Below are 18,801 nucleotides of genomic sequence, written 5' to 3'. Positions count from 1 at the left end.
AAGGGCGATGACTGATCAGGCGTTGTTTTCAATCAAGAACCTCAACTGCAGGGTTACCAGCCGGTTGCAGTTGCAGGTGGATTTCTTCGAAATCCGGGAGGGCCAGCACTGGTGTCTGTTTGGTGGCAACGGTGCTGGCAAAACGCTGTTACTTGATGCTCTGCTTGGTAAACTCCCGCTGGCCCGCTCGCACATAACGTATCACGATGGTTTTGATCCGCGCGTCGACGTGTGTGTTGTGTCATTTGAAGAGCAGCAGCGTTTATGGCAGCGCGACAATCGATTTGATGTCAGTGAGTTTGAAGCCAGTGGGGCAGACAGTGGGACGACGGTCTGGGCGCTGGCCTCCGGTCTCGCTCGGGTCAACGACAGTGAGGTTCAGTATTACCTGCGAGCGCTGGGTATCCATGATCTTGCTGAGAGGGGGATTCGCTTCCTGTCCTCAGGGCAGTTCCGGCGTGCACTGATCGCCCGTGCACTTGCCCAGCGTCCGAGATTGCTGGTTCTGGACGAACCGCTGGAAAGTATCGACAGAGACAGCGTAACCGTCATCACGCAGGCGCTTACCGAATGGATGACGCCTGGAAATACTACCCTGTTGCTTGCTCGACGCGAGAATCAGCTGTTTTCCCGGCTGAGCCATATGGCCCTCATTCGTGATTCGAAAATGATTACTGAAGGCGAAGCAGGGCCTGTCAGCCAACACCCTTATTGCCAGCAGTTGTTGTCTCCACAGTTGCCCAGTGACATCACTTTGCCTGAGACGCCGACAATGACCGTCAGTAACCGATTAAAAAGTGCCATCTCGCCCAGTCGATCACAGCCATTGATTGAACTGAAACACGTCAGTGTCCAGTACGGCGACAAGTATGTATTTCGTGATTTCAGCTGGCAGATGAACTGGGGCGATCACGTGCTGGTGGAAGGTCCCAACGGCTGCGGGAAATCAACACTTCTGGCCATGCTCGACGGCGACAACCACAAAGCCTACGGCCAGCATGTTGTTATGTTCGGCCATCGCCGTGGCACGGGAGAGTCTGTCTGGGATGTGAAGGCGCACTTCGGTATTGTTTCCAACGAACTACAGCGTCAATACGTCAGCGGTTGGCGGGTGCTTGATGTTATCTGTAGTGGTTTTCACGACACCGTGGGGCTGTATGCAGATATTGGTGCGACTCAGCGTGCTCATGCCAAAGCCTGGATGCAGGCCCTGGGTCTGATTGGTGCCGCTGAAAGTTTTTTCAGTGAGTTGTCTTTTGGTGAACAGCGGCTTGTGCTGCTGGCCCGTGCCATGGTAAAGCAACCACTGATCCTGATACTGGACGAGCCCTGCGTCGGCCTCGATGATGTATACAGGGCGAGACTGCTGCAGCTACTGGACCTGATCGCAGCACAAGGACAAACACATTTGATCTACGTGAGTCACACTGACGAAGATGCACCACGCAGTATTAATCACCATTTAATCTGCGCAATGGATGAGGAAGATTCAGTCGGTCGCTGGCGTAGCCGTCCAGCGTTCAATCAGGCGTAACAACTCTCTTTTACTGAATGGTTTGGTCAGGACATCATCCATGTCCGCCTGCAGGCAGCGTTGTTTGTCCTGTTCCAGGGCGCTTGCGGTGATGGCGACTATGGGCGTCCGTGGCCCTGATAGTTCCCTGATCTGGGCTGTGGCCGCATAACCGTCCATCACCGGCATCTGACAATCCAGCAGAATGAGGTCGAAGTCATGATTGCGGACGGCGTCTACTGCGGCTTCCCCATTGGGGACAATATCAAGAAGGCAATGACTGCTGGCCAGAAAAGCTTTGGTTAATTGCTGGTTAATGGGGTCGTCCTCGGCCAGCAGGATGCTTAGAGGGCGACTTTTGACGGGCGCTCCGTCGGCAGCAATATCTTCTGTGGCCTGGATGGCGGCGCGCGGTGCGCGCAACCGCAGCGTAAACGTGGAGCCTTTACCTTTCTCGCTGGCGACAGCGATTGTGGCATCGAGTTTGTTGGCCAGTTGATGGGCTATTGTCAGCCCAAGCCCGGTGCCGGAGTACGAACGGCTATCGCGGTCATCAACCTGATAAAACGCGTCAAACAGGCGAGGTTGATCGGCGCTGGCGATACCAATACCGGTATCCGTCACACTGAACAGTAAATCCTCATCTTTAACCGTGGCACTCACGGACACAGAGCCCATGCTGGTAAATTTGATCGCATTGCTGACAAAGTTGTGCAGTATCTGACGAATGCGCAAGGCGTCGCCGATTCGTGGCATGTGGCCAGAATCATCGAGATTCACAATCAGTTCCAGGCCCTGCTGTTTTGCCAGTGGCAAAAACATGCGACTCAGTTTCTCCAGAATATCGGCGGGACTGAACACGACCTTTTCGATGGTGATTTCATTGGCCTCAACTTTGGAGAAATCGAGAATGTCATTGATGATCTCCAGCAGCGTTGCGCCGGCATCATGAATGGCATGTAAGGTCTGTCGTGACCGGCGGTCGTCGACATGCTCCAGTGCGATATCTGTCAAACCCATGATGGCATGCAAAGGCGTGCGAATTTCATGACTGACGCGTGCCACAAAACGTGATTTAGCCTCATTCGCAGCTCGCGCATCATTGGCCAGCCTTTCGGCTGTATCCCGCGAATTGCGCAGTGCTGCATTGGCCTCCTGCAGCGCTTGCTCATGACCCCGTCTGCGCTCGGCATTCACGAGCAGCTCGGCAAGCAGCTTGAGAATGGTGATATCAACTTCCGTCCAGTGACGTTCCTGGTGTACGGCATCAAAGCCGATGAATCCGGTGCAGCGATCATTGTCGATCAATGGAATGGTGACGATGGAACGAATCTGCTGGGGTTCGAGTATATTGCGCAGGACGTTGTCCTCAGGGAGCTCGGATACGCGAGTGCAATAGAATGGCAGGCCGCTGGTATGGGTGTTTACCCATAGAGGGATGTCATCGATAGGCACGTTCTGCAGGTTGTCTATTTCCGGCGTTATACCGTCCCGACACCATTCGTGGGTGTTGCGTATGATACGCTCGTCAAACAGATAATCCATACGATAGGCACGGTCCGCACCAACAAACTGACCAACGTCGCGCAGAGCTTCAGTTGTCAGATAATCAATTTCCGTGGCATCGGCCCTGACCATTTTCATTGACAGCGTGATCAGCAGATTTTCCAATTGTGATCGGTAAAGCGATTGAGTGCGCGCCAGCTCAAGTTCGGTAATATCGTAGTTGACCCCAATGATCTGCGCTGAACCATCTTGCGCTGTCGTCAAGGAGGCATAACCTGCCAGCTTTTTAGTCACGCCGCCTGGCGTTGTGATGCGAAATTGATATTCGGCTGGTTCTTTGAGGTCCAGCTTGATCAGGTTGCCAAGCAGGGTAACCACATCGGCCGCGTCTGCTGGGTCAAGCCAGCGCCGGAAGTCATCTATACCGCCGCTGAACTGTGCCGGGTCGACTTCAAACAGCCTGAACATTTCCTCGTCCCAGTTCAGTGTCTGCGAGCTTAGTTTGTACTCCCAGACACCAATGCCACCAGCATGTGTGGCAAGCGACAGGCGGCGGCTGCGCTCGATTTCACTCAGACGATTCTGCGACTGCTGCAGCGCGCTGCCCAGTTTGTCGAGAATGCGCATGAATTGGTGGCTGTCGGTCTCCGACAGTGACCAGGTATCACAATGAATAATCAATGTGGCATTGTCCGCAACAGGAAAGTGGCGCATCGCAGTCGGTGTTTCATCTGCATGTCGGGACAAAAGCTGTCGTGTTGTTGAATTGTCGGGGACCAGGACAACAGTTTCGTCGCCAGGAACGTGCATGACAGGCTTTAGCTCGAGGGCAGCGTAGCCTTGAGCGCAGCGGACCTGTATGTGTTCGAAGAGAGTGGAAAGAAATCGTCGGCATAACACATCGGCACGATCTTCAAGCGAAATGGCGAGTGCCAGGTCCAGTAACAGACGATGTGTTGACCCGGCATCATGTGTTGGAGGAATGTTTTCAGTCACAGGGACATCTCACATTAAAGCCTCGCGCATTGCCTGACAGGTTGCTGGCCATGCCTCTTGCAGTTGAGCCAGCAACTGCTGGCATGTCTGGCTGTCTCCTCGTTCACCGTGTGTTTCCAGTTCAGCCATCAACTCAGCCACCCGTCGCGCGCCGATGCTAATGCTGGAAGCACGCACGCTGTGCGCCAGGCTGGCAGCCCGGGCCAGGTCCTGATCAATGTTAATGGCCTTCTGCAAAGCAAGGATGATCGCGGATAAGTGGGATTGATAATGCTCGTGTAGCGACTGCAGTAAAGCCTGTTCATCGGACTCGAGTTCCTGCGGGAGCCGTTTGGCATCAAACAGCGCTGAGGATTTGCTTCGAGCCGGAAGCGTATTCATGTCAGTCACCCCAGGGAGAGTTCATAACCTTCGCCACGCCGGGTACGAATCCTGAAAGACGGATCTGCCGTTGCCAGCTTGCGGCGCAGGCGGCTGATGAGAATATCGATAGATCGATTGCTGGGATCCATTTCATAGCCATAAAGGCTCTGAAACGCCCCATAGCGATTGATAAAATGCGGCTGCTGACAGAAGAACAGCTCCAGCAAGGCGGCCTCCTTCTCAGTCAGTGGTACGGATTTCCCATTATCACCGATAATACTGTGGCTCTGGCGGTCCAGCCTGAAGGTTTCACTGAGTGGGATGGTCATGGCCGAGCGTGCCGCGCCCTGATGGTCGGAGACCCGGGACAGTCGCTGTCGATTGCGATTCACTACCTCGATGCGTGCCACCAGTTCTTCCAAGTCGCATGGCTTGACGATGTACTGGTCGGCACCGCCGTTCAGGCAGGATACTTTGATATCTGTGGTGTCGTCGTTCGATAGCATGATGACGGGCCTGTCCAGATAAACGCGTATCTGCCGACATAAATCCAGTCCGGATTGCGACTCATTGCCCAGGTGGTAGTCCAGAATAAAGACATCGGGCAACTCACCATCCGTCACGCCGTTCAGGCTGGAAGCCTGAGTGGACGGCAAAACTTGCGTGGCGTCATTACAGACGAGGCATTGATAGCCTCGATTTTTTAACTGATGCGACAGTATCCGGGTGTATACCGGGTCGTCATCAACAAGCATTAATACCGAATTGTTATTATTCATACCGTAAAGCAGGTAGCGTACATTTTTTTACAATGACTGTGAACTGGATCAACGACAAACGATGCCGTTTTTAGCACTATCGAAACTGCGAGCCAGATAATAACAGAAAAAAGCGCTGGAAATGTGGGGAGTATGAAACTGATGAAACAAGAATTTTGCGCGGTGGTGAAAGCCAGGCGATCCTTCGTCTTTGTGATGGCCGCCTGGCTGCTGACGCTGGGGGTTGTGCAGTTGCTGGGGCAAATCTAGCGCCCTGTCCTCAGTAGGGCGCCCCGGCGATGCTGCCATCTCCTGGCAGAAACAGCATGGCCTCGTCAGGAGCCTGGTAAAGGCGTGTCACCATCAGCAGGACACCCGGGACGTCAAGAAGCTCTGCGTCAGACAGCACCAGCTTGCCGCGGATCCGCTGCTGCTCCACGAAGGCCAGCCCATTCCGGGAGAACCGCAAGTGACTGAAGTATTCGCCGGAACGTCCCCACTTCGATGAAATCATTTCCTGGCCGACTTGCCCGTCCAGTCGCGCGAACGGATAAAACCAGCGTGCACCCTGCACACCTGCAAGGTAAGTAATAATATGCCCGTCAGGGTAGTACCACGCCTCCTGCTCGGTCCGGAAGCTGAACGTGGCAGGGTTTCCATTCGGCCAGAAAACGGTTTCTTCACCGCGTGTCCAGCCATATGCCAGCAACTGACCATTGGGGTAGTAGATGGCTGAATTGCGGCCTGGATGTGTTGTGAAAACCTGGCCATTCGGGAAGTACCAGGCCTGATTGAACAGATCAATGGATACCTGGCGCCCATTGGCATAGGTGTTCTGATAGCGTGTCCCGCCATCGTGCACAACCGGCTGGCAGGCAAGGCGATTCAGTTCGCGCATTTGTTGACTGGCCAGCTGCAGTTCGGCGACATCATCATTGTTGGCAGGCAACAGCAGGTTCAGTGCAGTCATCTTCGCCATGAACTCAAGCGTGGCGCAGGCACTTGCAACATGCTCTTCGTCTGCATGACTGACACTGACCGGTATCAGCAGGCAGGCTGGCAGTATAATGCCGAACAGGCGTCGTATATAACGGTTTCGGATGGTCTTGACTTCTCGCTTGTTACTCATGCCGCTGCTCCTTCGCATTGCCTCTGACTGTGCCCAACTAGCGATTGGGCGCTTACAGAGACAGCCTAGAAGCCTGAGTATTAACCTTTGCTGAACAGCCTGAATTAACGGGCAGGAAGATTCAGAATGCCGCCCCGGATGTTGGCAACTTTGTCAAAGCCAGCGCTTTTCAGAATGCTGTAGGCCAGCGATGATCGTTTGCCTGAGCGGCAAAGAGTCACTATCGGTTTGTCGCCGGGTATTTCTGAAAGACGATCACGCAGCTGATTTAATGGGATGCTGATGGCGTTGCTGAGAATTGAAATATCCTGTTCAACCTCTTCGGCTTCGCGAACATCAATGATTGTCACAGATGGCTGGTTATGTACTACCCATTCTGGTGTTACCTCGGGGATGCCTGCGAAACTTATGCGAATATCTGCCCAGTCGGGTTCGTCAGGTAACTTGCCGTCTTCTGGTTTGCCACTTCGCATGTTCGCAGGAAGTGCCTCATCTATTTTTTTGGGATGAGGTAATTGCATGGCTTTCATGTATTGTACAAAATCGGTTTCATTTGCATTTCCCCCTACTCTGGGATTGTGCAGCTTTTCTTCCGCGACGGACGAGCGTGTGCGTCCATTGTAGTCATGGGCGGGGTAGATGGCGCAATCGTCAGGCAGTGAGAAAATCTGCTCGGTTATGGAGTGGTACAGGCGAGATGCATCGCCCTGCTGAAAATCGCTGCGTCCGCAGCCGCGGATCAATAATGCATCACCAGTGAATGCCATGCTGTAATCGTCCAGCACATAAGTCAGACAACCGGCGGTATGGCCCGGTGTGGCCCTGACTTCCAGCTTTACACCCTGCACGCCAAATTTGTCGCCGTGCTTTAGTGGCAGGTCAACGTTTTCGGCTCCGGCAGCAGCTGACGAGGCTATCCAGCAGCCTGTATGCTGCTTCAAAAGCCATGCTGCAGTAACGTGGTCGGCATGTGCGTGGGTATCAGCAACGATCTTTAGTTTGAGCTCCAGTTCTCTGAGCATGGCAAGATCGCGGGTCACCTGTTCGAATACCGGGTCGATCAGGATCGCCTGACCCGAGTGTTCATCTGCCAGTAGGTAAGTGTAGGTGGAAGATACCGAATCATACAGTTGTCTGAAGATCATGCTGCGTTCCTGTTATTTACCAAATTGTCATGATTTTGTCATGTAACAGTGTCATTACTATCCCTCATATCGAAACACAAATCATTGATAGGCATCAATAAAGCGTCAGTCTGAAGGCTGAGACCGGGAGCCGTGGATTTTTCGAGACTTGTCACAGTTCTGACAAAGAACTCGTTCAGTATACGGCCATTCAGGATTCTTGATTCCATCCCGGAGAGAGCTAAGGTATGAATATTAAAACAATCTTTGGTGTCAGTGTATTGGCCGCAGCAGTCGCAGCTTGCGACGGTGGTGGTGTCACGCTGGCTCCTTCCACAACGGTTTCAAACTCAAACAACACCACTAATAGCGGTGGCAATAGTGGTGGCGGTACAACCAACCCCTGCGCTAGTTACACCGTGTCCGGGCAGGCAGTTCAGGGAGCGTTTAGTGGTGGTAACTGCACGTACTCTAACACCTTTGTCAGCGATACACGCCCTCTGACCACCGACCTGGTTATCAATGAATTGCCAAATGGCGGCCTGCACATTTTTGAAGACAGCCTGTTCGTTGGTCGCGATGTTAATGCGAATTCTGCAGCGCAGGGTGTCCGTATTCCTCAGGATGGCGAGGGTGCAACCCTGACAATTGGCGCCGGCGCCAAGATTGCCTTCTTTAATGCGGAAGACTACGTCAGAATCGCGCGCGGTTCGCGAATCGTTGCCGATGGCACGCGTAGCAAGCCGATTATTTTCAGTGCGGTCCGTGACCTGCGCGACAACCAGGCTACTCAGTCTGATCGTGGCCTTTGGGGCGGCGTTCAGATCAATGGTAATGGTCTGACCAACAAGTGTACCGATGCTGATCGTCAGGCAACAGCCAGCAATCCGCACAATTGCCACGTGACCTCAGAAGGTCGTCCGGCCACTTACGGTGGTAACAACAACTCAGAAAGCTCCGGTCTGTTGCGGTACGTGCAGATTCGTCACGCAGGGTTTGAGGTGGTTGATGGTGACGAGCTGAATGGTCTGACTCTGAATGCGGTAGGTTCTGGAACGACGATTGAGTACGTGCAGACTTACACCACGCTTGATGATGGTTTCGAAATGTTCGGCGGTGCAGTTGACCTGAAGAACGTCGTGGCTGTCAACGTAGGCGACGATTCCATCGACTACTCAGAGGGCTGGGTAGGCGATATTCAGTTCGCACTGATTGTTCAGACCTCTGGCTCCAACCGTTGTATCGAAGCCGATAACACCGGCGACTCACAGCCCGATAATATCGCTCCTTACACCAAAGGCCGTGTCTCCAACATGACCTGTATCACCTCAAATGTCGATACCAACGCAGGTACTGCGCCTTCCTCCAAAGGTGATGCAGAAGGCCCGCTGTATCGTGAGGGCAGCTACTTTGAACAGTACAACTCGATCATTACCTCCAATGCCAGCGGCATGGCCAGTAACGAGTGTTTTGAAGTGGAGAGCTCACAGACAATCGCTGGTATCAACAGTGGTATCAGTGCTGCCAGTGGCAACGTGATCGCCTGTACCGAGTCACTGAAAGTGTCTTCAAGTGCCGGTCTGGACCTGCGCAACTGGTGGACAAGCAATGGCAACGCCGTCGTTGATGCATCAGCCAATCTGCCCGCTACGGTGCTCACTGGTCTGAGCCCGTCCAACCCGACGGCTTATGTCACTGCTCCCAGCATGACTGATGCCAACGGTGCGGCGATCAATGTGACTGTGTTCGATGTGACACGTCTGCAGGATAACTTCAGCGCTGACGCAGCGCCGGCTCTGGGTGGTTCCGGCAGCAGCTCATTCTTTGAGTCTGTGGACTTCATCGGTGCTGTGAAAGCGGGTGACGACTGGGTATCTGGCTGGACAACCGGCCTGTAACAGTCAGCGCAATCAAGCGCAGCCCAGAGCGGGGATGAGGCCGAACAGGACTTGTCCCCGTTCGGGTTTCCAGAAAGGCATAGATTAAGGTAAAGGTGATGAATATGATGAACTGGCAACCACGCAAACTGACGTGTGCGATTGCAGTCGTAATGTCAGGTGCAGCAACCGTTTCAGCTAAGGTCCTGGCGCAGGAAGAGGCTGGACAGGCTGCCCAGGTCCCGGCACCCCAGGTGGAAGAAATCATGGTCATGGGACGCCTGCGTGATGCGGCGCGCTCCATCATCATGGAGCGGGTGGAACAGCCCTTCGCTGCCGAAGTGGTCGGCGTCGAGCAAATCTCACGCGCCGGTGACTCCGATGTGGCCATGGCTTTGCGCCGCGTGACTGGTCTGTCGCTGGTGGACGGCAAGTTCATTTATGTGCGTGGTCTGGGTGAGCGCTACTCCAGCGCAACACTGAACGGTGCAGAAATTCCTTCACCTGAGCTGAGCCGCAACGTGATTCCGCTGGACTACATTCCTGCCTCGATTCTGGAGTCAGTGAAAGTTCACAAGGCCTATTCATCAGACCAGCCGGCAGCCTTCGGTGGCGGCAACGTTGATATTCGTACTCGTGGCACCCCGGATGACCTGGTATTCGATGTGTCGGTGGGTGCAGGCTGGAACACCGAAAACAGCGGTGACGGCTTGCGCAACCTGGGCGACCAGGGTGACCTGCCAGAAGGCATCATGAATGCGCTGAATACTTATCAGGGCGATATCAGTCCTTCCAATATCACGCGATTTGAGTATCCAGGTGTTGGTACGCCGACGGAAGCACAACGGCTTGAAGGCATTCGCATCAACCGCGAACTGCTGCGCTCAATTAACCGCGATGTTGATATCGAAAGCACAACGTCCCTGGATCCGGATACCAATGCGTCCGTGACGCTGGGCAATGCATTTGATATCAACAATGATCTGACATTTGGTGTACTCGCCAACGGCGCAATTGGTACTAGCCAGAGCAACTCCGATCAGTTCGAGCAGAGCTTCAGCAACCCGGATGAAACCTTCCGCAATATTCAGCGAACATTCACAAATGACAGTCTGACTGCTGCACTGAACCTGAGTCTGTCGTATCAGGACCGGCATACCATTTCCACCAACACCTACCTGTTGCAGGATGATGAAGATCAGGCGTCCATAGTGCTGGGCTTCAACCCCGATTTCCAGCAGGCCAGTGGTCGCCAGCGCAAGACTAATGTGTCGCGTCTCGAACAGCGCGAATTGTTCGTTAACCAGGTTGTAGGAGAGCATTCCCTGGAAGCCTACGACCTCGAACGTCTGCCAATGCGCAGTCTGTTCAGCTTCGTAAACGGAGTTGATCTGCGCTGGTTCTACTCAGACGCCCAGGCCAGCACCAATGTGCCTAATTCAAGCTCGGTACAGTCGACCAATATTCTCGACCCGGGTTCACAGCAGCTGATTTCAACCCAGGTCAACACTGGCTCGTCGGCTCAGTTTGCCTTCCTTGAACTGGAAGACAGTGTAGAAAGCTGGGGTTATCAGGCTGATGCACATTTTGACCTTGGTTTCACAAATGGCACCGTTTCTGGTGGCTACAACTACAGCGAAAAAGCTCGTGAGTACTACGGCTATACTGCCAACATCGTGATGGGCCCGACAGGTCGCGAAGGACTGCCATCGCAGGTTTTCAGCGATGATAACCTGGCGGATCTGGATAATGGCTTCTTCCTGAACATGGGTTCCAACTTTGGTACCGAGAGTTACGTTGCCGGTGAAAGCAAAATCGCTGCCTTCGGTATGGTGGACTCTTACTTTATGGACAACTGGCGGATGACGGCGGGTGTGCGTTGGGAAGATTTCTCCCGCGGCGTGATTCCATTGAACCTGCTTGACTACTCTGGCGACTTCCTCAATGAAGTAATCGAAGATATTAACCAGCCAGATAGCAATGCGCTGCTGCGGGATGATGATTTCTATCCGTCTGTAGCACTGACCTATATGCAGGATGGCCTGTTTGGTACAGATAATTTCCAGGTACGACTCGGCTATGGCAAGACGGTTGTCCGTCCTGACCTGCGAGAGTACGCAGACATTCAGTTCATTGACCCCGAGTTGAATGACCGTGTTCAAGGCAACCCGAACCTGAGTTTCTCGGACATTGATCATTTTGACCTACGCACCGAAATGTTCTTTGATAACGGTGACAACCTGACGGTTTCACTGTTCTACAAGGATATCTCCAGTCCGATCGAGCGAGTTGAACGACCAGGTCCACAGGACGCGCGTTTGCTGAGCTTTGACAACGCAGAGGCTGGCGAGATCTACGGTGTGGAGTTTGAAGGCCTGAAGAACATCGGCCGCGGCTTCTTTGTCAGTGGCAATCTGGTGCTCAGCGATTCCGAGCTGACATTTGACGCTGCCAGCTCGCAGACCAGCCTGGACCGTCGTTTGACTGGCCACTCGGAATATGTGGTCAACACGCAATTGGGCTACGACTCTGACAACGGCAGACACGCCGCGTCATTGCTGTACAACGTGTTTGGTGAGCGGGTCTTCTTCGGTGGCCGTAATGAGTCACCAGATGCGTTTGAAAATCCGTTCCACTCACTGGACCTGACGTACTCTTATTTTCCGACAGACCGCATTACTGTCAGATTGCGTGCGCAGAACCTGCTCGACGAAAACCGCGAATTCTATCAGGATGATGTAAAAATCATCGACGTTGCTACCGGTTCGCGTTTGCGTCTTGACCTGCAGTGGAAACTGTAAGGTTTATTCGGAGACGATGCTGAACAAACTTGCGCAAACCCGCCTGTGGGTGTCCGGACTTGCAGTACTGCTGACTCTGGCAGTGCTGATCTGGTCCGGATACTCGCTGGCGAGACTGTTCTGGTTGCTGGTTCCCGATGCCGCGGAAGGTATTGCGCCGCCGTCGGTAACGCGCGCCGATAATGTTGCGACTCAGTCCCGTTCTGTAGATCTTGCCCGCATAGCCCAGGCATTCACATTGACGGAAGCCAGGGGACTGTCTGCTTCAAACATGGTCAGTGAAACTGCTACTGCCGATGACACTCGCTTACAACTTGTGTTACGCGGAGCCGTACTCAGCACTGAGCCGTCCTCATCCCGAGCCATCATTGCCAGTGGTGACCAGCAACAGGTTTATCGGCCTGGCGACGCGCTACAGGGCACCTCCGCCGGTGTGACTCTAGAGCAGATCTTCAGTGATCATGTCACGCTGAACAACAATGGTCGGATAGAGCGACTTCGGCTTTACGATCCTGCTGCAGCCAATGGGGCGACTTCAGCAGTTGCACCAGTTACGACTGCCCAGTCGAGCTCCGTGAGTGAGGACACGACGGAACCAGTGTCCGGCATGGACCAGGCAGCAGAGTTGGCTCGCGTCATGCGGTTGCAAATGGTCAATCTGGAAGGAGTTGCTGGTCTGCGCATCCGTCATGGCAGTCGCGCCGATCTTCTGTCAAATGCCGGTCTGGCAATCGGCGACATCATTACTGCCGTCGATGGTACGTCCATCAATGACCTTGGTCAGCTGCAATCCCTGCTGGGTCAGCTGCAGCAATCACAAACGGTACAGCTGCAGGTGTCACGCGACGGCACCCTGCAGACTGTCAATCTGAACAGGGCCACGCTTGGCCTGCCGTGATATGAGAGAGTTAATGAAAGCGAATCCTGCCAATCTGCTTATCCGCAAGATCCAGCCTGACTGGATGGCTCCTTTGTGCCTGTCATTCATGCTGGCATTGTCATCCGTGACAGCCATTGCCCAGGAAGCCATGTGGACGCCAAATTTTCGTAACAGTGACATTCTCGAGGTTATTCGGGCTGTTCAGGATGTGACCGGGAAAACGATGATTCTGGATCCGCGCGTGCGCGGCGAGATAACCGTTATCAGCAGCTCGCCTGTCAACGCTCAGGACTATTACCGTATCTTTCTCAGAGCCCTGGACATCACCGGGTTTACCGCCGTGGAAACCGGCGACAATATGGTCAGCATCGTACCGTCGCAGGAAGTGCGCTCGGCGCCGCTGCCATTCTCGAGCTACGACAGCAACGACAGCAGTCGCTATGTCACCGAGGCCATCCAGCTCGACAATGTGTCTGTTAATCAGGTGCTGCCAGTGCTGCGTCCACTGGTGTCGCAAAGCAACGGGCAGATGTCTGCCTACCCCGATGGAAATATGATCATTCTGGTCGACACGGTTGCCAATGTGCAGCGTATTCGACAGATTCTGGATCGCATTGATCAGTCTTCAGTGCCGGAAACCGAAGTCGTCAGCCTGCAGTTTGCGCAGGCCAGCGACATTGTTGCCCTGCTTCGCGAAATGAATGAAGACCAGGTGGCCGCTGATCAGGAACCGGTCACCTCGCGGCTGCAGATCAATGCGGATACACGCACGAACTCAGTGCTGGTGACAGGTGGCAAACGACAGCGGGACACCATCCGGGAACTCATTACCTTGCTTGATAAGCCGCGTGAGCAGACCGGCAACACTCGTGTTGTCTATCTGGAATACGCAAGTGCCGAGCGTGTTGCGGAGGTACTGACCTCGGTCATACGTAACACTTTTCAACTGGGTGGTGTGGCGCCGGGGCAGGGTGTCACCGAGGGAGCAGCAGCTGATGGTGCGCGCCGTGCCAGTGTTGAAGCTGACCCTGACAATAACGCGGTCATCATTACTGCAGACATGGACATCATCGATTCTCTGATGGATGTAGTGCAGCGGCTGGACATCCAGCGCGCCCAGGTTCTGGTCGAGGCCATTATCGTCGAGATAAATGATGATGTGGGGCAGAACCTCGGAATCCAGTGGCTGTTCAGGGACGAAAGTGGCGCGTTTGCCGGCAGCTTTGAGCCCGGCGCCAATCTGCAGCGACTTGGACTTATTGCCGATGGCGCACTCAATGAAGACCGCGAGGAAGGCCTGCAAAACCTGGCGGCTGGTCTGGCCAGTGCTGCCGGACAGACCATTGGTATCGGTCGCCTTGGCGGCAGCACCGACCTGCTGGCACTGATAGACCTGTTACAGGCCAACTCTGGCGCCAACATTCTGTCTACGCCAAATATCCTGACCACGGATAACACCGAAGCACTGATTACTGTTGGTGAAAGTGTGCCGTTCATCACGGGGTCCTACACCAGCACGGGCAACAGCGGTAATGTTCAGAATCCGTTCCAGACCATTACCCGACAGAATGTTGGTACCACCTTGCGAGTCACGCCACATGTCAATCGTGGTGACAAGGTGGCGCTGGACATCGCTCAGGAAATCTCCAGCATTTCCCAGAAAGCAGGTGCGGTGGACCTGATCACCAACGAACGCAAAATTGAAACTCGCGTAACGGTAGCAGATGGTGAGACCGTGGTGCTGGGCGGCCTGATTCGCGACAATGTGGTTCAGAGTGAAAGTCGTGTGCCGGTACTGGGCAGCGTCCCAGGCCTGGGCCGATTGTTTCGTTCCACCTCCAGTTCGGTGCAGAAAACCAATCTGCTGGTATTCATACGACCGACTATCCTGCGCGATGACAACGCCCTGCGCGGCGCAACCGCTGAAAAGTACGAACACATCCGTAATCAACAGCTTCTGCAACAGCCTGTCCATGGTGGTATTTTTGGCGACTCACAAATGCCACTGCTGCCTGCCTGGGAGACGCTGCTGGACGCCCCTGATGCCGAGGCGCAGGAAGATCAGCCGTGAACCAGCACTATGTTCTGCCTTATGATTTTGCCAACGGCAAAGGTGTGCTGCTTGATGACGGCGAAGTGATCTGTCGGGGTGAACCTGCGCTGAATGTGCTGCTGGAACTGCGTCGCATCATGGGTCATGGATTCACGCCGGTCGTAATATCAGCAAACGAATTTCAGCAGCGGCTGACCACGCTTTATCAAAGTGGGGCAGATGACGCCCAGCGTGCGGCTGATGAGCTGGGTGGCGATATCGACCTGACGGCACTGGTTGATGATATTCCCGGCAACAGTGATCTGCTGTCTGATGCCGACAATGCTCCGGTGATCAGACTGATCAACGCCGTGTTGTCGCAGGCCGTTCGCGAACAGGCATCAGATGTACATATCGAGCCTTTTGAACAGCGTGTCGCAATCCGCTTCCGCGTGGATGGTGTTCTGCGCGATGTGCTGGCGCCACGCTCTGAGTTGGGACCTGTGCTGGTCTCGCGTCTCAAGGTCATGGCGCGTCTGGATATAGCCGAAAAGCGACTGCCTCAGGATGGGCGCATCAGTGTCAGGCTGGCGGGTCACGCGGTGGACATTCGCCTGTCCACCATTCCGTCTGCTTTCGGAGAGCGAGTGGTGCTTCGCCTGCTGGATCAGGCTGCCGGTCAGCTGAAACTCGAACAACTGCAGATGCCGGCACCCATTCATGCGCTGTTTGCCAGTGCACTGGCCAGACCTCACGGCATCATACTGGTCACAGGACCGACTGGCTCTGGTAAGACCACGACGCTATATGCAGGTCTGCAGCATATCAACAGTCGCGAGCGCAATATTCTGACGATTGAAGATCCAGTTGAATATGTGCTTCCCGGCATCGGCCAGACACAGGTCAACACCAAAGTGGATATGAGTTTTGCCCGCGGTCTGCGCGCCATTTTGCGACAGGATCCAGACGTGGTGATGGTGGGTGAAATTCGTGACCAGGAAACCGCGGCGATTGCCGTGCAGGCCTCACTGACCGGACACCTGGTGTTGTCGACCCTGCATACCAACACGGCGGTGGGCGCGGTCACTCGACTGCAGGATATGGGCATCGAGCCATTTCTGCTGGCGTCCAGTCTGCAACTGGTGTTGGCGCAGCGTCTTGTTCGACGTCTCTGTAACGACTGCAAGCAACCGGTTGCAACCGATGCGGCAGAGCAGCAGCGTTTCGGATTTACGGAAGGGACGCAGGTATGGCGAGCCGCCGGCTGTGATCAGTGCAACCACACCGGTTACCGCGGCCGAACCGGCCTTTACGAGGTGCTGGAGGTGGACGCCACCATGCGTCGACTGATTCACGATCAGGCTGGAGAGCCAGCCCTGGAAGCCCATGTACGCGCGACCAGTCCTGCCTTGTCCGAGCATGGAAGGCAGCGAATACTGGCCGGCGAAACCAGTCTGGAAGAGGTGCTGCGGGTGACTGCCATGGGCACGGGGATCTAGGTCATGGCTTCGTTCCGCTACAAAGCACTGGGCGCCGACAGCAAGCCGGTGAGTGGTGTGCTGGAGGCTGACAGCGAGCGCCAGGCGCGTGCACGGCTGCGCAGCCAGGGCATGAAACCCATGACAGTTACCGTGACCAGTGCTGCCAATGATGCCAGTGGCGGTCAGTCTCTCTGGTGGCGACCGCGCCGCCTGTCGGTCGCCCAGCTTTCATTAATTACCAGACAACTGGCGTCGCTGGTGCAATCAGGCATGCCGCTGGACGAGGCACTGCAGATCAGTGCCCGGCAGTCACGGCAGATAAAAGTGAAAGGCATACTGTCTCAGGTCAGGTCGCGGGTTGTCGAAGGCCATTCGCTGGCACAGGCAATGTCAGAGCACCCGGCGGCGTTTGACCGAATGTATTGCGCCATGGTGCGGGCAGGTGAATCTGCGGGTTACTTGGGTCCGGTGCTGGAGCGCCTGGCAGAGTACACAGAAACAGGCCAGCAGGCGCGTCAGAAACTCAGCACCGCCATGATCTACCCTCTGGCATTACTGTCGGTCAGCCTGCTGGTAGTGGCCTTGCTGATGACCTTTGTGGTGCCGAGACTGGTCACCATGTTCGCCACATCGGGACGTGACCTGCCTGGTCTGACACAGGCTTTGATCAGCGTCAGTGAGTTTATGGGCTCACCATGGGCCTTGCTGTTGCTGTGTGCCATTGCATTAGGCGGGGTACTGTTTCGCTGGTGGCTGCAGGCTGTCGAAAACCGCCTGCGCTGGCATGGATTTTTACTCAAGGTGCCAGGTGTTAGTGAAAACCTGCGGCAGCTGGAAAGTGCACGTTTTGCATCGACGTTGGCGATACTTCTTGGCTCCGGAGTGCCATTGCTGGAATCAGTCCGCATTGCGGCACAGGTTCTCAATAACGAGGTCATGCGCGCCGCGGCCCGCACGGTGGCCACTGCAGTCCAGGAGGGTGGCAGCTTCAGCAAGAGCCTGCGTCAATGCGCGGCGTTTCCTCCACTCCTTGAGCAGATGGCCGCCAATGGAGAAGCGAATGGCAGCCTGGGGCGTCAGCTGGCCTATGCTGCCGAAAACCAGGAACGGGAATTGAGCATCAGGCTCAGCACCATGATGGCATTGATGGAACCGCTGACCATTGTGCTGATGGGCGGTCTGGTGACATTGATCATGCTGGCAGTTCTGCTGCCAATTTTTGATATCAACACATTGATATAACGAGTTCAGACGATGGGTGATTCTATGTTGGTTAAAAATGCTGCCGTTAACAGCACAAACAGCTCAGCTCTGGCGCTGCCAGAAGCAAAATCTATCAGGAAGCAACAAGGCTTCAGTCTCATCGAGATACTGGTAGTGCTGGTCATCATGGGCCTGCTTATCAGCATTATTGCGCCCAATGTTCTCGGCCGTGCCGATGAGGCACGAGTGCAGAAAGTGTTCGCCGATTTCAGCGCCATCGAAACTGCGTTGCGTATGTATCGCCTGGATAACTATGTCTATCCCAGCAGCGAGCAGGGGCTGCAGGCACTGGTAGACCGACCGACGCTGGAGCCGGTGCCGACAAACTGGAAGCAGGATGGCTACCTGGAAGCTCTGCCAGTCGATCCATGGGGGAATCCCTATCGCTATCTGAGTCCCGGTCAGAACGGACAGTACGATGTCTTTACCTTTGGTGCCGACGGAACGCGTGGTGGTGAGGGGCAAAACGCTGATTATGGCAACTGGCAGAATCAGGAACAGTAAGCCGATGAGCCCTGGCGCGGCCCGTGGTTTCAGTCTGGTCGAGCTTCTTGTGGTGATGGCAATCGCTGCGCTGCTGGTCAGCACGGTGGCGTTCTCCGTGGGGCGGGGTTCAGACGCTGACGACCAGGCTCTGGATATCGCAGAGGATGTGAGCCAGCTGATTGGCCTTGCGTCAAATCGGGCAGTCGTCATGGCGCAACCGATAGGAATGCATCTGAGGGCACCTGAAGATTTGGCTGATGAAGGCTGGCAGCTCGTGTGGTCTCGTTGGCGTAACGGTCAGTGGCAGATTGATGACGACATGGAATTACAGGCTGAATTACCGCCATCCCTTCAGCTCGATTTATGGGTCGAAGAACAGCCTGTTGATCTGGCCCGCCGTGGGCTCCAATCTGGCGATGAATCAAATGAACCTGTGCTGGTCATGTATCCGACTGGCGAAACGACGCCATTCATCTTGCAGTTGTCAGTGCAAACGGCGAGTGGAGAAACACAGCTTGCTCGTGTCGCCACTCAGGAATCAGGGGTCATTGAAACACAGTGGTAGCGAAAAATTTCCACAGCCCGCTGGTTC

The 18,801-nt window shown here is 54.8% G+C and carries 14 protein-coding genes; 9 read left to right on the top strand and 5 right to left on the bottom strand.

All coding sequences use genetic code 11. The features are described 5' to 3' along the window. Window positions 1-7 precede the first annotated feature (7 nt). Window positions 8-1,534, top strand: coding sequence for an ATP-binding cassette domain-containing protein (locus tag QGM61_RS12700; RefSeq protein ID WP_281133192.1), 1,527 nt, complete (start codon window positions 8-10; stop codon window positions 1,532-1,534). Here QGM61_RS12700 and QGM61_RS12695 read toward each other — a convergent pair. From QGM61_RS12695 to QGM61_RS12675, 5 genes are all read right to left on the bottom strand, one after another. Then, window positions 1,490-4,015 (bottom strand): GAF domain-containing hybrid sensor histidine kinase/response regulator, encoded by a 2,526-nt coding sequence (locus tag QGM61_RS12695; RefSeq protein ID WP_281133191.1) that lies wholly within the window; start codon window positions 4,013-4,015, stop codon window positions 1,490-1,492. The genes QGM61_RS12700 and QGM61_RS12695 overlap by 45 nt on opposite strands. A gap of 9 nt (window positions 4,016-4,024) precedes the next feature. After that, window positions 4,025-4,396, bottom strand: a complete 372-nt coding sequence (locus tag QGM61_RS12690) for an Hpt domain-containing protein (protein WP_237134927.1) — start codon at window positions 4,394-4,396, stop codon at window positions 4,025-4,027. 5 nt (window positions 4,397-4,401) lie between these two features. Beyond that, the gene (locus QGM61_RS12685) at window positions 4,402-5,157 is read right to left on the bottom strand and encodes a response regulator transcription factor (protein ID WP_237134926.1); all 756 of its coding nucleotides are present in this window, start codon (window positions 5,155-5,157) and stop codon (window positions 4,402-4,404) included. A 259-nt stretch (window positions 5,158-5,416) separates the two neighbouring features. Then, window positions 5,417-6,265, bottom strand: coding sequence for a hypothetical protein (locus QGM61_RS12680; protein ID WP_237134925.1), 849 nt, complete (start codon window positions 6,263-6,265; stop codon window positions 5,417-5,419). A 104-nt stretch (window positions 6,266-6,369) separates the two neighbouring features. Next, window positions 6,370-7,410 carry an MBL fold metallo-hydrolase gene (locus QGM61_RS12675; protein ID WP_237134924.1) on the bottom strand — a complete coding sequence of 347 codons (1,041 nt, stop codon included), beginning with the start codon at window positions 7,408-7,410 and terminating at the stop codon, window positions 6,370-6,372. Between the two features lie 227 nt (window positions 7,411-7,637). Here QGM61_RS12675 and QGM61_RS12670 point away from each other — a divergent pair, with 227 nt between their 5' ends. The 8 genes from QGM61_RS12670 to QGM61_RS12635 all read left to right on the top strand — a co-directional run bounded on the left by QGM61_RS12670 (window position 7,638) and on the right by QGM61_RS12635 (window position 18,774). Then, a complete protein-coding gene (locus tag QGM61_RS12670; protein ID WP_237134923.1) occupies window positions 7,638-9,287 on the top strand; it encodes a hypothetical protein in 1,650 nt (549 codons plus the stop codon). 104 nt (window positions 9,288-9,391) lie between these two features. Further along, the gene (locus QGM61_RS12665) at window positions 9,392-12,067 is read left to right on the top strand and encodes a TonB-dependent receptor domain-containing protein (protein ID WP_237134922.1); all 2,676 of its coding nucleotides are present in this window, start codon (window positions 9,392-9,394) and stop codon (window positions 12,065-12,067) included. 16 nt (window positions 12,068-12,083) lie between these two features. Next, the gene (locus QGM61_RS12660) at window positions 12,084-12,965 is read left to right on the top strand and encodes a type II secretion system protein N (protein WP_281133190.1); all 882 of its coding nucleotides are present in this window, start codon (window positions 12,084-12,086) and stop codon (window positions 12,963-12,965) included. Window positions 12,966-12,978: 13 nt separating this feature from the next. Further along, on the top strand, window positions 12,979-15,018 hold the full coding sequence (gspD, locus tag QGM61_RS12655; RefSeq protein WP_281133189.1) for a type II secretion system secretin GspD: 2,040 nt from the start codon (window positions 12,979-12,981) through the stop codon (window positions 15,016-15,018). After that, window positions 15,015-16,478: a type II secretion system ATPase GspE gene (gene gspE / locus QGM61_RS12650; RefSeq protein ID WP_237134919.1), complete on the top strand. Its 1,464-nt coding sequence runs from the start codon at window positions 15,015-15,017 to the stop codon at window positions 16,476-16,478. Before gspD ends, gspE begins: the two co-directional genes overlap by 4 nt. Before the next feature lie 3 nt (window positions 16,479-16,481). Further along, window positions 16,482-17,702 (top strand): type II secretion system inner membrane protein GspF, encoded by a 1,221-nt coding sequence (gspF, locus tag QGM61_RS12645; RefSeq protein WP_281133188.1) that lies wholly within the window; start codon window positions 16,482-16,484, stop codon window positions 17,700-17,702. 24 nt (window positions 17,703-17,726) lie between these two features. Next, entirely contained in the window at window positions 17,727-18,227 is a 501-nt protein-coding gene (gspG, locus tag QGM61_RS12640) for a type II secretion system major pseudopilin GspG (RefSeq protein ID WP_272907355.1), read from the top strand. A gap of 4 nt (window positions 18,228-18,231) precedes the next feature. Continuing rightward, complete coding sequence (locus QGM61_RS12635; protein ID WP_237134917.1) at window positions 18,232-18,774, top strand: Tfp pilus assembly protein FimT/FimU; 543 nt, start codon at window positions 18,232-18,234, stop codon at window positions 18,772-18,774. The last annotated feature ends 27 nt before the right edge of the window (window positions 18,775-18,801 follow it).

Source organism: Pseudohongiella sp. SYSU M77423 (assembly GCF_029911965.1).
Taxonomy (GTDB): Bacteria; Pseudomonadota; Gammaproteobacteria; order Pseudomonadales; family Pseudohongiellaceae; genus Pseudohongiella.
The sequence above is the reverse complement of the archived record's forward strand: the minus strand, read 5'-3'. Positions and strand labels throughout refer to the sequence as shown.

Bases quoted from the DNA above. Each gene is read 5' to 3' on its own strand.
- QGM61_RS12700 (WP_281133192.1), top strand. From the start codon at position 8: ATGACTGATCAGGCGTTGTTTTCAATCAAGAACCTCAACTGCAGGGTT.
- QGM61_RS12690 (WP_237134927.1), bottom strand. From the start codon at position 4,396: ATGAATACGCTTCCGGCTCGAAGCAAATCCTCAGCGCTGTTTGATGCC.
- QGM61_RS12685 (WP_237134926.1), bottom strand. From the start codon at position 5,157: ATGAATAATAACAATTCGGTATTAATGCTTGTTGATGACGACCCGGTA.
- QGM61_RS12680 (WP_237134925.1), bottom strand. From the start codon at position 6,265: ATGAGTAACAAGCGAGAAGTCAAGACCATCCGAAACCGTTATATACGA.
- QGM61_RS12675 (WP_237134924.1), bottom strand. From the start codon at position 7,410: ATGATCTTCAGACAACTGTATGATTCGGTATCTTCCACCTACACTTAC.
- QGM61_RS12670 (WP_237134923.1), top strand. From the start codon at position 7,638: ATGAATATTAAAACAATCTTTGGTGTCAGTGTATTGGCCGCAGCAGTC.
- QGM61_RS12665 (WP_237134922.1), top strand. From the start codon at position 9,392: ATGATGAACTGGCAACCACGCAAACTGACGTGTGCGATTGCAGTCGTA.
- QGM61_RS12660 (WP_281133190.1), top strand. From the start codon at position 12,084: ATGCTGAACAAACTTGCGCAAACCCGCCTGTGGGTGTCCGGACTTGCA.
- gspD (WP_281133189.1), top strand. From the start codon at position 12,979: ATGAAAGCGAATCCTGCCAATCTGCTTATCCGCAAGATCCAGCCTGAC.
- gspF (WP_281133188.1), top strand. From the start codon at position 16,482: ATGGCTTCGTTCCGCTACAAAGCACTGGGCGCCGACAGCAAGCCGGTG.
- gspG (WP_272907355.1), top strand. From the start codon at position 17,727: ATGTTGGTTAAAAATGCTGCCGTTAACAGCACAAACAGCTCAGCTCTG.
- QGM61_RS12635 (WP_237134917.1), top strand. From the start codon at position 18,232: ATGAGCCCTGGCGCGGCCCGTGGTTTCAGTCTGGTCGAGCTTCTTGTG.